12 protein-coding genes are annotated in these 15,123 nt (G+C 55.6%); 4 read left to right on the top strand and 8 right to left on the bottom strand.

Going from position 1 to position 15,123, the window contains the following annotated elements:
* Window positions 1-71: 71 nt before the first annotated feature.
* Window positions 72-2,285: a 7TM diverse intracellular signaling domain-containing protein gene (locus PHACT_RS07425; RefSeq protein WP_070116597.1), complete on the top strand. Its 2,214-nt coding sequence runs from the start codon at window positions 72-74 to the stop codon at window positions 2,283-2,285.
* A 61-nt stretch (window positions 2,286-2,346) separates the two neighbouring features.
* Here PHACT_RS07425 and PHACT_RS07420 read toward each other — a convergent pair whose 3' ends face one another.
* The 3 genes from PHACT_RS07420 to PHACT_RS07410 are packed head-to-tail and all read right to left on the bottom strand — an operon-like array spanning window position 2,347 to window position 7,011.
* Window positions 2,347-3,750, bottom strand: coding sequence for an efflux transporter outer membrane subunit (locus PHACT_RS07420; protein WP_070116596.1), 1,404 nt, complete (start codon window positions 3,748-3,750; stop codon window positions 2,347-2,349).
* 8 nt (window positions 3,751-3,758) lie between these two features.
* Window positions 3,759-5,753 (bottom strand): MacB family efflux pump subunit, encoded by a 1,995-nt coding sequence (locus PHACT_RS07415; protein WP_070116595.1) that lies wholly within the window; start codon window positions 5,751-5,753, stop codon window positions 3,759-3,761.
* 4 nt (window positions 5,754-5,757) lie between these two features.
* A complete protein-coding gene (locus PHACT_RS07410; RefSeq protein WP_169819414.1) occupies window positions 5,758-7,011 on the bottom strand; it encodes an efflux RND transporter periplasmic adaptor subunit in 1,254 nt (417 codons plus the stop codon).
* 467 nt (window positions 7,012-7,478) lie between these two features.
* On the opposite strand from PHACT_RS07410, the gene PHACT_RS07405 reads away from it, so the two are divergent.
* On the top strand, window positions 7,479-7,916 hold the full coding sequence (locus tag PHACT_RS07405; protein ID WP_070116593.1) for an ABA4-like family protein: 438 nt from the start codon (window positions 7,479-7,481) through the stop codon (window positions 7,914-7,916).
* On the opposite strand, the gene PHACT_RS07400 is transcribed toward PHACT_RS07405, so the two are convergent.
* Entirely contained in the window at window positions 7,909-9,741 is a 1,833-nt protein-coding gene (locus tag PHACT_RS07400) for an MDR family MFS transporter (protein ID WP_070116592.1), read from the bottom strand. The genes PHACT_RS07405 and PHACT_RS07400 overlap by 8 nt on opposite strands.
* Before the next feature lie 26 nt (window positions 9,742-9,767).
* Entirely contained in the window at window positions 9,768-10,229 is a 462-nt protein-coding gene (locus tag PHACT_RS07395) for a MarR family winged helix-turn-helix transcriptional regulator (protein ID WP_070116591.1), read from the bottom strand.
* A 199-nt stretch (window positions 10,230-10,428) separates the two neighbouring features.
* On the opposite strand from PHACT_RS07395, the gene PHACT_RS07390 reads away from it, so the two are divergent.
* Window positions 10,429-11,010, top strand: a complete 582-nt coding sequence (locus PHACT_RS07390; protein ID WP_070116590.1) for a DUF488 domain-containing protein — start codon at window positions 10,429-10,431, stop codon at window positions 11,008-11,010.
* A gap of 7 nt (window positions 11,011-11,017) precedes the next feature.
* On the opposite strand, the gene PHACT_RS07385 is transcribed toward PHACT_RS07390, so the two are convergent.
* Window positions 11,018-12,205 (bottom strand): phospholipase D-like domain-containing protein, encoded by a 1,188-nt coding sequence (locus PHACT_RS07385; RefSeq protein WP_070116589.1) that lies wholly within the window; start codon window positions 12,203-12,205, stop codon window positions 11,018-11,020.
* A gap of 222 nt (window positions 12,206-12,427) precedes the next feature.
* On the opposite strand from PHACT_RS07385, the gene PHACT_RS07380 reads away from it, so the two are divergent.
* Window positions 12,428-13,243 carry a DUF1206 domain-containing protein gene (locus PHACT_RS07380; protein WP_070116588.1) on the top strand — a complete coding sequence of 272 codons (816 nt, stop codon included), beginning with the start codon at window positions 12,428-12,430 and terminating at the stop codon, window positions 13,241-13,243.
* A gap of 8 nt (window positions 13,244-13,251) precedes the next feature.
* Here the strand turns inward: PHACT_RS07380 and PHACT_RS07375 are convergent, their stop codons facing one another.
* Window positions 13,252-13,836 carry a DUF1415 domain-containing protein gene (locus PHACT_RS07375; RefSeq protein ID WP_070116587.1) on the bottom strand — a complete coding sequence of 195 codons (585 nt, stop codon included), beginning with the start codon at window positions 13,834-13,836 and terminating at the stop codon, window positions 13,252-13,254.
* Window positions 13,837-13,901: 65 nt separating this feature from the next.
* Window positions 13,902-15,098, bottom strand: coding sequence for a BaiN/RdsA family NAD(P)/FAD-dependent oxidoreductase (locus tag PHACT_RS07370; RefSeq protein WP_070116586.1), 1,197 nt, complete (start codon window positions 15,096-15,098; stop codon window positions 13,902-13,904).
* Window positions 15,099-15,123: the final 25 nt, after the last annotated feature.

The following is a 15,123-nucleotide window of genomic DNA, read 5'->3' as shown; positions in this document are numbered from 1 at the left end:
AATCCATGTGCAAGTTGTCTGGCCAAGCTGAATAAATGGGGCTAATATTGGGCCAAAGAAGCAATAACAATATGTATTTAATAAAGAAACAGGATCCATTGTTGACCCCTCCCTCAAGCTCGTGCGTACGTCCCATTGCCTGGATTGCCAGTCTTCTGCTGACAATCGCATTTTCAAATTCCTGGTCCGAATCAATCAGAATTGATGCAGGGGTCGACTCGCTGTCGTTGGCAGACCATGTGCAGCTGCTGGAAGACACGTCCGCCATGCTGACATTTGAGGAGGTATCCGGGTCTCTGTCGATTGCCGATTTCGGCAGCAATGTCCCCTTTGATCTGGATTTTGGATATACCGATTCTGCGCTGTGGTTCAGGCTGGATCTGGACTGGGCGCCTGATTTGCGGGACGCCGGCCTGCCCTTTTTGCTGGAAATAGGGCCGCCCAAACCGACCAATGATGTATTTGTCTGGGTACTCGATGGCGATGGTGACGTGCTGGAAAGTCTGCACATGCACAATAACCAGACCCGGTTTCATGCCAGGGAGGTGCGGACGCTGCCAGGTGGCTTCGTGGTTCGCCTGTTTCCGGATACCGACAGTACTGTTTATGTACGGGCTACATCGTTTCGCAACTTCCATGTCCCGTTGACGCTGTGGTCGGAATCCGCTTTCAAGCGCGACGAAGCCTGGGGAATCCTGATCATGGGCCTGTTCTACGGCACCATCAGCATCATGATTCTCTACAACCTGTTCCTGTTTCTGACCGTGAGGGACCGCAACTACCTCTACTATGTAGCCTATGCGACCGCCGTTTTGCTGGTATATCTGGGCGTCAATGGCCACATGGTGTTTCTGGATCTGAATGACAACTATTTCATGCGTCATCTTAGTGGTGCGTCAGTGGCATTGATGAGTCTCACCCGGCTACTGTTCACGCGCTCCTTCCTGGGTATCAATACCTACCACCGGGTGCTTGCCAGGGTCTTTGACCTGCTGATTGCCGGCGCGGTCATATTGCTGTTGCTGGCCATAGTGCCGCAGGATTTTGGTCTGTTTCAGGTCAGCTCAGTGATCTTCAGCTTTTTTGCGTTTTCGGCAACTATCTATGCCATGGTGGATGGCGTTGCGCGGGGACATGCGCTGGCCAAACTCTATCTGCTGGTGACGCTGGCCGGTGAGATTGGACTGATTATTGGCTTTGGTACGCTGGTGCTGGGCTGGTTTCCGCACAACTGGTTCAATGATAATGCCACGTTCATTGGTCTGATGGCAGAAACCGTGCTGTTCTCCTTCGCCCTGGCCTGGCGTTTCAAGTTGCTGGAAGGTGAAAAGGATAAGGCCCTGCAGGAGACTGCGCGCCTGGAATCCGAGATTCAGCAGTTCCAGCAGGCAGAGCAGCAGCTGAAGCTGTCCCAGACCCGCCTGCAACAGATTCTCGAGCACAGTGATCTCAGGCTGGTCGCCCTGAACGAGGCCGGCTATATCACCTTTGCCTCCGAAGGTTTCTGCAATATGCTGGGTTTCAGCAAAGTCGAGTTGCAGGATATCGATTTCAACAAACTGGTGTCGCACGCACGGGGAGAAACGCCTTTCGCGCTCAACCGCCTGGCCAGCCACGAAGATGACGAAGATCACGCTGTTAGCGTTGAAGATCTTTGCCTGAAAGCCAGCGGCAGGGAGATTTTGACCCGAGGTCGGTTGGCACAGATTGGTGTGGACGATGCTTTTTATCTGCTGGTGTTAAACGATCCGGCTACTGACGACAGTTTGCAGGATCCATTGCAGGCCTTCCGTATGATGGCCAAAGCCAGAGACCGACTGGGTTCCATGTCCAAACAGCTGCAATCGCTGGAACCCCTGCTGATCGATGCGGCACCGGCAGCCCGTCAGCAATTGCAGGATGTTTATGACAAATTAAGCGAACTGACCGGTCATCCGACAGATGCCCAGCCCAGTAGCTCCCTGAAGGCGCGCCTGATCGAGACAATGTGCCTGGCCGTGGAGTGCTGGGAGATGTATACCGGCAATACCAAGGTAGAGCTCGCCCAGCAGAGCAAGCTGTGGGCTATCGTCATCGACAATGGCCGGCTGCGCACACGGACACTTGATCGCTATCTGAGCGAGGAAAGTTTTCCCAAGCGCCCACGCTGGCGACAGGTCGCCCGTACCGGCTACTTCGTGCTGGCGGCAATCAAGGACAAGAAAAATTTGCCAGCTGAAACCCGGGATGCGCTGAAGTACTCGCTGCTGGAGTTGCAGGCGCTAACCAGTGGTGAGCGTGGCTAGATTCCAGGCAGGACAAATCCGGCGGAAACCGATTCAGGATATCGGCTGTTCTGACTCAGAGTCAGATGGCAGACCGCTCTGCAACCTCCCAGCCGCCACCGAGTGCCTGATACAGTGCAACAGCAACATTCAATTGCGCCAGTTTGCTATCCAGGTAGCTGGAACGCGTCTGAAACAGAACATTCTGGGTATTCAATACCGTTTCAAAGTCGACGACGCCTTCCTGGTAGCGCAATTCGGCAATACGAAACGATTCTTCGGCAGCGTCAAGATTGCGTATCGCCACCTCACTCTGTGCTGCCAGAAACGCCACATTACCCAGAATAATTTCTATTTCGTTGAAGGCATTGATAACGGCCGCGCGATAACGGCTCAAACTGTTTTCCAGAGTCAGTGTTGCCAGATCGATATTGCGTCCACGCTGGCCGTTGTCCAGCAGCACCTGGGCAATGCTGCTGCTAAGTGCAATCACGCTGTCCGGATTTGCTACCAGCGCACTGAGTGAGCTACTCGAAGTACTGCCACTGGCGGTCAGGGATATTTGTGGCAGGAAGCTGGTTTTAACCACGTCAACGTTTGCGCGAGCACTGCGCAGGTCTGCCTCAGCCAATACCAGGTCGGGCCTTCGGCTTAGTAATTCCGACGGCAAACCGGGTTGAATGTCTGGAATCGCAATGGCGTCCAGTGTGGTGCCGTCAAGATTAAACCCTTGCATGGATTGCCCGCTGAGCAGGGCCAGTGACCCTCGCAGTGAGATCTCATCCTGTCTCAGGTTCTGCAGGCTGATGCGCTGTTGTTCCAGCGAGATCTGCTGTTGCAATGCTTCGATGGGCACCGCAACACCAGAGTCGACCCGTGCCTGTGCGATTTCATAAATGGTCTGGGCGTTCTCCACGTTCTGTTCGGTAAATTCGATCCGATCACGCGTCAGCAGCAGCTGAAAATACACGGATGCGGCAGTGGAGAATGTATTCAGTGACACGTCGGCGGCTTGTGCCACCCGATAGTCATAGTCAGCCAACTCCTCGTCATAGATTGCAGGTTTGCTGAGGATGTTGGTATAGCTGGCAGCGACCCCCAGCACCAGATCGGACCCGGATGAGCCGCGCTGGGTTTCGCCGTCAACCCTGACCTCACTGTATGAGGGTTGCGTGCTGATCGAGACCACCGGGTTGGGAAGCAGATCGAAACCCGCATCGCGTAACAGAATTTGCGCCGATGTCAGGTTGCGATCGTTTATTGCCAGATCAAAATTGTTGGATTTAACCTGTTCCAGGTAGCTGCTCAATTCCTCGTTATCAAATTCTGTCCACCAGTTCTGATCGGGCCACTCCCGTGCGGTTGACGCAGCGGCAGCCTGCCACTGTGTTGGTAGATCACCTGGCGCCAGTTCCGGAAGATCCGTTGTCGAACAGCCGGTAAAAAATAGCGCTATGAACAAAGGTTTAAGAAAATCATTTTTCATGTTGGTAATTACTCGTTAGCCAGTGCAGTGACCGGGTCCAGACGCGATGCTTTGCGCGCGGGTGTGAAGCCAAAGATCAATCCTGTGGCAGTGGCGCAGCAGAATGCGACGATGGCAGGCAATGCTGTGAATTTGATGGCGACACCGGACTGCAACAGAATGAAACCAACACCAAGGCCGCCGAGCACACCGATCACTCCGCCAAGACCTGAGACCACAATGGCTTCAGACAGGAACTGCCACATGATGTCGAGTTGACGGGCGCCAGTCGCCATCCTGATACCGATTTCGCGCGTGCGTTCAGTGACCGAGACCAGCATGATGTTCATGACACCAATGCCGCCAACAAGCAGGGATATTGCCGCGACCGATCCCAGCAAAAGTGTGAAGGTCTGTTGTGATGACGAGACTGTCGCCAGTAATTCGGCACTGTTGAAGATCCGGAAATCCTCACTCCCGTGTCGAGCCACCATCAGTTCACGCAGCTGTTTTTCGGTGGTGTCGATCTGTTCGATGTCGTCCACCATGACCGAGATCGAATTGACCCGGGTCTCTCCGAACAGTCTCAAGGCGCCGGTTTTCAGTGGCACATAAACCACATCGTCCTGGTCACCGCCGCCGGGTCCAGCGGCAGCACCTTTACTGGTGAGCACGCCGATAATCTGAAACGGAATGTTGCGAATCAGAATGTATTTGCCCAGCGGATCATTGCCGTCGGGGAACAGTTCGCTGGCAACGGTGGCGCCCAGTACTGCAACCGCGGTGTAACTTTCACTGTCGTCGCGCGTAAAAAATACGCCACTGGCGAGAGGCCAGTTCTGCAGATCGGGCATATTCTCGCTGGTTGCGGTGATTGATGTGTCCGAGTCCTGCCGGCCATATCGCACGGTACTGCTGCCATTGATCTGGGGCATGGCCCCGAGAATATTGCTCAGGTCGGCGGAGATGGCATCGGCATCTTCAAAGGTCAGTGTGGAGGGCAGGTTACGGCGCTGGCCTTCCATTCGAGCGGGTTGTAATGACAGTCGATTGGTACCAATGGAACTGATTCGATCCACAATTTCCTGCTGCGCGCCTTCGCCAATCGCCAGCATCGCCACCACCGAGGCAACACCAATAACAACGCCGAGCAAAGTCAGGATGGTTCTGAACAGGTTGGAGCGCAGTGAGCGCATTGCCATGCGGACGGCTTCCAGAAGGCTGCCCAGAGGTGACACTGGTTTGCGTTCCCCGAACAGGGTTTCAATGGCGCTGCCGGTTTGCTCGCCGTCAGTCGGGCGTACCGTGCCGGAATCACTGATGATGGCGCCGTCCCTGAATTCAACCACGCGGTCTGCGTGTGCCGCGACCTCTGGTTCGTGAGTAATGATGATGACCGTATGACCCTGACGTGCCAGGTCAGTGAGAAGCTTCATGACTTCAATGCTGCTCTGCGAATCCAGTGCGCCAGTGGGTTCATCTGCGAGGATGATCTTGCCGCCGTTCATCAGTGCCCGCGCCATCGACACACGCTGCTGCTGACCACCCGAAAGCTGACTGGGTCGGTGGTCCATGCGCTCGCCCAGGCCCAGTGACGTCAATAGGGTTTCCGCCCGCTGGCGTCGCTCGCTGTGTCCGGTGCCGGCATAGATGGCGGGTATTTCCACGTTCTCTTCGGCGGTGGCATTGGCCAGCAGGTTGTAGCTCTGAAACACAAACCCGAACGCTTCCCGCCGCAACCAGGCAAGGCCGTCAGCGTCAAAACTGCGTATGTCGCGCCCGCCGAAGAGATAGCTTCCTTCGCTGGGGCGGTCGAGACACCCGAGGATGTTCATCAGCGTGGATTTGCCTGAGCCGGATTGTCCTATGATCGCCAGGAACTCGCCCGGATAGATCTTCAGGTCAATGCCTCTGAGGGCATGAACCTGCACGCCACCGTCGGTGGTAAAGGTGCGGTGAATCCCCTGAAGCTCGATAAACGGCGTATCCGAAGTGACTTCGTTGTCGCGTGTTGAGTTGGTCATGGACTCAGAACCCCCCAGGGCGGAAGCCGCCGGTAGGGGAGTTCTGCCTTGCCGCCTGGCTGGCCTGCTGTCTCTGGATAATACCGGCAACCACCTGATCGCCGGCCTCCAGTCCTGCCAATACTTCGGCTGACACGCGACTGCTGACCCCGATCATGAGCTGTTTCTGGACTTCGGTGCCGTTGGCGTCAATAACCGTGGCCAGTGCTGGTCGTGGCGTGATGCCTCGTTCCCGCGCGGCCGTCATGATGCTGGCCATGACTTCGCGGGGCAGGGCGTTTTCGGTTGCAGGAGGCGAGTCGCCGGATGCTGCAGAGTCGCGTTCGGCGGGAGTTCTGCGTCGCGGTGCGTCAAGCAGCGTGATCGCGCCCAGCGGCACGGTCAGAACATCCCGGGCAGATGCGGTGATAAAAAAAACCTGGGCGGTCATTTCGGGCAACAGGGAGCCATCGGTATTTTCGACGTCGAACAAGCCGGTATAAAGTACCACGTTGCTCTCAATGGTCGGTGTCGGCAGGATCTGCCGCACGCTGCCGTACCAGCGGCGCTGCCCGCCGCCCAGGGTGGTGAAATACACTTCCATGCCGGGTTTGATGTCACCGATGTCGGCTTCACTGATATCAGCCTCCACTGTCATTGTGCCCAGGTCGGCAATGCGCAGGATGGTAGGCGCCGACTGCGATGCATTCAGGGTTCGTCCTTCCTCCATGGCGATGGACACGACGGTGCCCGCCATGGGCGCGTAGATACGGGTAAACTCCAGTTCGGTCGCCTCTGACTCAAGGCTGGCCTGGCTCTGTTCGATCTGTTTCTGCAGTTGAATTACGTTGGATTCAGCCGTTGCCAGCGCCACCATGGCATTGTCGTAATCCAGTTGGCTGGTTGCATTCTGGGTGTTCAACCGTGCCTGCCGCTTTGCATTTGAACGCGCCAGTTCCAGCGTGGCCTGGCGCGAAGCAATCTGGGACTCCAGGGATTCAATACTGGCCCGGCTTGCTTCCACGCGCGCCTCTTGCACGCGGGCATCAATTTCCGCCAGCAATTGCCCCTCGCTGACAATATCGCCAATCTCCACATACAGTCGCTGCAACTGCCCGGACACCTGCGCGCCGACATCGACGTAGTCGCTGGGCTGCAGACTGCCGGCGGCAGCAATGGTATTTTCGATAGAACCGATATTAACCGTTGCCAGAAGTGCCTGGTCCTGTACTTCCTCACTGCTTCCTTGCTGAGTGCGAAGCAGAATCAGTACAACCATGACAACTGCGCATGTCAGTAACCATAAATTACGTTTACCTTTATTACTGCCAGGCCGGCCACTGTTGTTCATTCGTTGTTTCTACCCCGTTTTAGTGAATTCATCCAATCATGTTGCTTGGTCACGGACCTATACGGGGCATTAGGGATAATCCGTCGCTAAAAACTCAAATCAATGTGCATGTGTTGCTGTGAGTGATCATTTGTATGATGCAGAAACGCTGATCTCCGGAAAGGTGTCCGAGATTTCAGATCTGTTGCTTGAGCTGGAGAAACCGGTTTCGATAGGCTGAGCGCCCGTTGTGATAGATAAACGATAAGTTCGTACCACAGTGGTTGACAAGGGATGTTGTTTGACTAATACTTGCGCACACAAGCAGTAATCAATGATAGCGCATGCAATGAGCTTTGTGGCAAACGCGCTCTTGATTTGCACACGGACAACCAAATTTATCGGTGGAATAAACTATGTTTAATACTGACTACGAAACCCTGTTTTCTATTGTTGGGGTGTTGGCGTTTGTTGGCTGGGGCGCGTTAGCGTTTTCCCCGCTCAGGCCTGCGTTCCTGATTCTTGCCGCGCGCGCAGTCAGTGTCGTGTTGGCAATCATCTATACAACCTTTCTGATCTCCCTGTGGGGTGTCGAGCCCGAAGGCAATTTTTCCTCTCTTGCCGGCGTTGCAGCGGGATTCTCAAATATGGGCAACCTGCTCACCGGTTGGATACATTTTCTTGCGCTGGATCTTTTTATTGGCGCATGGCAGGTAGAGAAAGGGAGGAAGGTTGGACTGCCTCACCTGCTCTTGTTGCCTTGTCTGGCGTTGACGTTTTTATATGGGCCGTTGGGGTTGCTGCTGTTTTTAGCCATACAGTCTATTAAGCAGAGGTCCGTGGTAGTCAGCTGACGTCTGCTGAAGTGGCGTTGTTCTCCTGGTCGCGCGTTCCCAGCGGTATGACCGGGATAAATACCGTGACGATCAGCCCCAACAGACAGATCCACAGGCTGGTGAAAAACATCGAATTAATCGAATTGGCAAACGCAGTCCGTGTGCCTCGCTTGATCGTTACCACCGCTGCAGACACCTGCTGTTCGATTCCAGCCTTGTAGGCCGTCAGGTAGCGCTCGGCATTCGGTACTTCGGTGACGTCATCTCGTGCCAGATAATTCTCCAGAGGCGCCTTTAATTCATCAGGTAGCAGAGGGTTGGCGATCAACTCTGCCGCCGCCGCGCGCTCACCGGCAAATGCACGTTCTACCAGCGGTGTATATGCGTCAAATTGGGCCTGCACCGTTGCCTGCATCGACTGCGGGTTCATGGCCATGGACTGCGCCTGGTTCATATTGAACTCAGTAGCTGATCCTGCCATCTGGGGTAACTGTTTAGGCAGCTCCTCCGCCAGACTGGTCACCAGAACCGCGCCGAATATTGCGACACCAACGGTATTGCCCACCTGTCGGAAAAACTGGGTGGTACTGGTGGCGACACCGATTTTGGATACCGGAAACGCGCTTTGCACGATCAGGTTGGTCAGGCTTTGCGACGGACCCAGTCCCAGGCCTACTACCGCCATGGCGATGTTGAGCTGCATCAGGCTTGAATCCACATCCAGGTTTGTAAGCAGATACATGCCGCAGACCAGAATGACAACACCGCCGACCATGTAGGCTTTATAGCGACCTGATCGTGATACCAGGCGGCCGCTCAAAATACTGGTTAACATCAGGCCGCCCATCAGCGGCAACATGGCAAAACCGCTGCCGGTCGCGTCCACGCCCAACACGACCTGCATGTACAGCGGCATAAACATCACCGCGCCCATAAACGCCATGCCAAGCACAAACGACGATAAGTTGGCAAAAACGAATATCCGGCTTTGGAACAGGTCCAGCGGCATGACCGCGTCAGACGCACGCGACTCCACCCGGATAAACGCTACAAAAGCGACTGCGCTCAGCGCAAACATGCTGAGCAGCTGCGGTGAATTCCAGGCGTAGCGGTTGCCGCCCCAGGTCAGTGCCAGCAGGAAGGGGATAAACACAATCAACAGGATCATCGCGCCCAGATAGTCGATCTTGCCACCCTGATGTGTATTCAGCGTCGGCATCTTGTTGGACACCATGTACAGGGCGATCAGGCCCAGTGGCAGGTTGGCATAAAACACCCAGCGCCAGCCGGCAACGTAGTGTCCAAACCAGGTGGCGCTGGCATGGTCGGTCAATAACCCGCCGATGGTCGGACCGATCAAGCTGGCCAGCGCAAACACGGCGCCAAACAGACCCATGAACTTGGCCCGCTGCAAAGGAGGATAGAGGTCGGCAACGATGCCGATGGCGCTGGTGAAAAGCGCTGCACCGCCAATGCCCTTGACGGCTCTAAACACAATCAGTTGCTGCATGCCATCGCCGAGAATGGGCAGGTCACCAAACTCTCCGCTCAGGCCGCACAAGACCGAACCGAGCAGAAAAATGCTGATGCCCCAGACCAGAATGCGTTTGCGGCCATACATGTCGCCGAGTTTGCCGAAGATCGGCACCAGCACCGTTGATGACAGCATGTAGGCTGTTGTCACCCAGGCATACAGTTCAAGACCATCCAGATCAGCCACAATGGTGGGCGTGGCCGTTGACAGGATCGTCATGTCGAGGGCGCCGAGCATAAAAACAACAAGAATGGCAATCAGTGAGAGTCGTCTCTGCTGATCCGTAATATCGATCTGGGGGATGTTCATGAGAGAGATTTTCCTGGGGGCTGCGGTTATTCGGGTGAGGCGTTGTCGCGCAATGAATCGACCAGCTTTCTGTTGAGCCGGTCATATTCTTCAAGCTCTTTCTGGGTGAGAGCTGCAAAGACAGGTGTCAGGTAGCTGGCGGCGTTATCTGTGCGTGATGCGACCAGCTTCTGATATGCCGCGCCCAGTGTGACCACCGTGGCGCGCCGGTCGGCTTCGTCCTGGCTGCGGATCAGATAGCCCTTCTTTACCAGCGAATTGACAACTTGTGTGGCGGCGCTGCTGCTGATCATGCGGGCGCTGGCAATGTCTTTCACGCTCACGGCGCCACGCGCAGCGACTGTCAGCAGCGTCATTTGCTCGGCCAGACTGACGTTGCTCTCACCCTGCTCGCAGGCCGGGCGCTCGGCCACCTGTTGCAGCAGGGCGCGACGAATGATCTGAAAACTGCCGAGAATCGTGGCGATGGTTTGTTTGCGGCTGGGCATGGTTTGATCTGCCAGAAAGAAGCTCAGGATAATAGCTAAGTAACTTAATTGATAAGTAGCTTACTTATATTCTCGAAATAGTCAACCGAGAAGATTTTTATAGGAGCCCTTGGCTGCTTTTTCTTCGCGTGGCATGCTGCTACCCTTTGGCCAAATTTTTAAACTATAAACGACCACAGTGCCGCCGGGACCGACCCTTATGTTCACAATCGGCTACGCCACCAAACCCATTGATCGCTATATTGAACAGCTGCTGCACCACGGTGTTAACGTGGTGGCCGACGTGCGCTCGGTGCCGTATAGCAAAGTATTTCACGACTACCATCAGGAAGCGCTGCGGCAGCATCTGCAGCAGGCCGGGTTGCGTTATGTCTATCTGGGTGAGGAGCTGGGGCCGCGCTCAAAAGATCGCGCACATTATGATGACAGCAGTCAGGTGCAGTTTGACCGACTGATGGCATCGACGCTGTATCAATCGGGGGTGCAGAGGTTATTCGATGGCGTGGACAAAGGGTTCAGCATCGCCATGACCTGCGCCTGCAAGGATCCGGCAATCTGCCACCGCAGTCTTCTGATAGGCTGGTCACTCAAGCACCAGTACAACGTCGAGTTGCAGCACATCACCCACGACGGTTCACTGGAAACGCAGTCGGCGCTCGAGCAGCGGCTGATGACGATGACCGGCACCGTGCCGGATCTGCTGGCTGGTGACGAAGCGGCGCTGCAACTGGCTTACCAGCAGCAGTGCCAGGCATGTGCCTATCGCCGCCCTCCCGACTGACAGCGGCTTACATCTGCTGCCGAAACAGGCCGACAAATTTCGCCAGCAATTTTCTCAGTGGCCCGCGCCGGTGCAGGTGTTCGGTCGTCAATTCAGTGGCGCGGGCACAGTCTTCGTCGAAGTGGCCGTCGAGCTCTCGCACCGTGGTGTCGTCAATGAGGAGAAGTGCCAGCTCGTCGTCTTTACTCATGGAGCGTTGATTAAAGTTGGCAGAGCCGATGCACGCAACGGCGTCATCGATGATGACTGTTTTGGTGTGCATCATGGAGGGTTGATATGCCCACATCCGCACGCCTGCCTGCAACAGCGGAATATACTCATCTTCCTGGGCCAGTTGCGCCACTCGCTCGTCGTGGTGGGGGCCGGGAATCAGAATTTCGATGTCGACGCCGCGCTCCGCTGTTTCTTTGAGTAGTCTTACCATGCCGGGGTCTGGCACAAAATAGGCGGTGGCAATGCGTACTTTGCGGCGGGCCAGAGTAAGCAGTACATGGAACATGGTGGCGATGGGACTCCAGTTAACGGCAGCGGACGTCTTGATCGCCTGTATCCTGCAGCTGCCCACCGTGTCCCGTGGTTTCGCGTGCAGCATTTGCTCGACCTCATCGCGAACTGATCGGTCTGTTTCTACCCAGTTATCAGTAAAGGCCGCTCGCACACCGTTAACGGCTGGGCCCTCAATGCGAAAGTGAGTGTCGCGCCACTCATCGGAGTTTCGGGTGTCACCTTCCCACTCTTTGGAGATGCCCACGCCCCCGGTGAAGGCGACCTTGTCGTCGCACACCAGGACTTTGCGATGCGTACGATTGTCGACTTCCCATATTTTCCAGCGAACCGGGGGTCTGAACCAGGCGATGTCTACGCCTGCGGCATTCATGGAATCAAGCCATTCATTGGACATTTTTGCAGCGCCCACTGCGTCCAGGATTACCCGCACCTGAACCCCGGCGCGTGCACGTTCGGACAGGGCCTCGGCAAATTCTTGGGCAATATCCCCGGTCCAGTAAATAAAGGTGAGGAACTCAATCGTGGAGTGGGCCTGACGAATCGCCTCGAGCATGGACGGGAAGATTTCAATCCCGTTGCGCAGAATCTTAACCTGGTTGCCCGCGGTGAAGGGAACGCCGAGCGTTCTTTCAAGGGCCTCCTGATAATCTATCGGAGTAGATTCAGAGGCCGCAGAGGTGTGGTTCAATGGATTGCCCTCCCGGGCAGGCTAAATACCTGCGCTTGTGCGATCTTGATTGGTAATAAGTTTGTATCTTTTCCTGACTGGGATTTCAAGTCCCCGCCTTTAATGAAGTGGCTAAAAACCCTCAATATCGCTAAAATTCGTGAAATCGGTTGAGAATGTTTCACATCTTGGTAAAAGTGTGACACGGTCATTTTCCTATATCTGAATCACAAGGAACACGCGATGGTTAACGGCCCCTCACAGTCCGATCAAAAGCAGGCGCTTGTATACTTTGCTCGGCTTGGTTACGCCGCGCGCGGAATCGTTTACCTGTTGGTTGGCGGGCTGGCAACGCTGGCGGTGATCGGGCGGGGCGGCCAGACCGAAGGCAGCCGAGGTGCTCTGCAGTGGGTATTGGGAGTGCCTCTGGGAGATGTGCTACTCAGCATTATCGCGGCTGGATTGCTGGGCTATGCTACCTGGCGCAGCATTCAGGCAATCAAGGATCCTGACGGTCACGGCATGAGTGCATCAGGCGCGGTCATCCGAATCAGTATGCTGGTGAGCGCCGTCACGCATACTTTATTGGCATTTTTTGCAGTGAGCCTGATAGTTACCCTGGGTGGCTCTTCTGGCGAGGATGGCGGCTCACAAAGTTTCGCCGGCTGGTTGATGGGCCAACCTTTTGGACGTTGGCTCGTGGGGTGCGCCGGGCTGGTCTTGATCGGCGTCGGGTTGGCTCTGGTCTCCAAGGGCTGGAAAGCCAAATTCGACTGCTATTTTGACATGAAGACCGCGACCCAAACCTGGGCTTATCCCTTGTGCCGTTTTGGTCTGGCCATGCGTGGGCTGGTATTTGCCATGGTCGGCGGCTTTTATCTGCTAGCGGCCTACAACGTTGATCCGGACGACGCGGGTGGCATCGCCGACGTATTCAATACCGTTCGCGATCAACCCTTTGGCCCATGGGTGCTTGCATTCGTGGCGGTGGGGCTGTTCGCGTTTGGCATGTATAGCGTATTGGAGTCCGTTTACCGAAAGGTAGAACCTGGCGGTTGACGCGGGTTCTACGATCTCACAGAAGATTTGTCGCGGCATTCCTGTAGCAAATCCGCCAGCTTCGCGGACCCCAGTTCCTCCATCGCGTCGATATTGCGTTCCGGGATTTGTTCCGGGTCCGGGTAGTTCGCGAGCACTGCTTCCAGGCTGTCTTCGCGCAGCAGTTGCAGGGTTGGCCAGGGTGCGCGATTGGTGAAATTTTCCGCATCGCCGGGCAGAGTGCCAGCGAATTGATAGTTGGGGTGGAAGGTGGCGAACTGAAACTGACCGACCCAGCCGAACTCTTCCAACAGGGCATCGGCCAAATCCAGGAAATCATTGAAGTCGAGAAAATCACCGAGCATTTGTGGAATCACAACCAATGTGGTTTCAGTAGAGGTGGGCGGTTGTGCATCAAGCCACTCCAGTTGGCTCTGTAACGCTTCCAACAGCGCCTCGTTATCGCGTGCCTCGCTGACCACGATTTTCACCCGTCCACCTTCGACGGGCTGCCGGGCAAAGGGGCACAGGTTCATGCCCACCACAAAGCTGGCAATCCATGCGCGCATCTGGGCTTCGATATCGGCGTTTGTTGGTTCGGTGTTTTCGCTCATAGTCGTGTATCTCTGATTGGGTTCTATTCAATAACCGGTGTTTCGGTTGTCCCCGGCAACTGCCATCAAGCGTATTCGCCTGCAGCATGTCCCGACGCCCAGGCCCACTGAAAATTGTGGCCGCCAAGGTGACCAGTTACATCGACCACTTCGCCGATGAAATACAGCCCGGGGTGATTGCGCGCTTCCATGGTTTTTGAGGACAGCGCATTTGTGTCGACACCGCCCAGTGTCACTTCGGCGGTTCGGTATCCCTCAGTCCCAGCGGGCCAGACTGTCCAGGGCTGGCAGGCAGAGGTAATGCGTTGAATATCGTTTGCAGTTAGTTGATCGAGTGGTTTGTTTTCCAACCACAGGTCACACCAACGCTGGGCGACGCGTTTGGTAAGCTGCTCGCCAAGCAGGTTCTTCAGTTCCAGTTTTGGGCGCTGCTGCTGCATTTGTTGAATGTGCTCTGCCAGATCCAGATCAGGAAAAAGGTCGATTTCAATTGCCTCGCCAAGCTGCCAGTAGGAAGAAGCCTGCAAAATGGCGGGACCACTGAGCCCTTTGTGAGTAAATAAAATGTTCTCGCGGAACGCGGTTCCCTGGGCGGTGGTAACGGTGTCGACAGATACACCGGCAAAATCCTGGAAATTCTTGAGTTGCCGCGGCTCCAGTGTGAATGGCACCAGACCCGCCCGTGTCGGCAGCACGGGGATATCGAGCGAGCGGGCAAAATCAAACCCAAAACCGGTCGACCCGAGGGTAGGGATGGAATAGCCACCGCTGGCAATCACCAGGGATTCGCAACTGACCGAGAACTTCGGTGTTTGCAGGCGATGTGGAGAACCCAGGGTGATATTACTCGCGGGCGACTGGGTCAGCACCTTCACGCCCACCGCTTCGCACTCGTCCAGCAACAAACGCACGATGTCTTTTGAAGAGTGATCGCAGAACAACTGACCCAGCTTCTTTTCGTGATAGGGCACGCCGTGCTTTTCCACCAGCGCAATAAAGTCCCAGGGCGTGTAGCGACTGAGGGCGGATTTCGCGAAATGGGGATTACTGCAAATAAAATTATCCGGCGTCGAATGCATGTTGGTGAAGTTACAGCGACCGCCACCCGACATCAGGATCTTCTTGCCCACTTTGTTGGCGCTGTCCAGCACCAGCACGCGCCGACCACGCGCGCCCGCCACCGCCGCGCACATCAGCCCGGCGGCACCGGCGCCGATGATCACAACGTCAAATTGTCGATCTGTTGAAGTTTCTACTGTCATGGGCGGGCATTCTACACCTTCCCAT

The organism is Pseudohongiella acticola (assembly GCF_001758195.1).
GTDB lineage: Bacteria > Pseudomonadota > Gammaproteobacteria > Pseudomonadales > Pseudohongiellaceae > Pseudohongiella > Pseudohongiella acticola.
The sequence above is the reverse complement of the archived record's forward strand: the minus strand, read 5'-3'. Positions and strand labels throughout refer to the sequence as shown.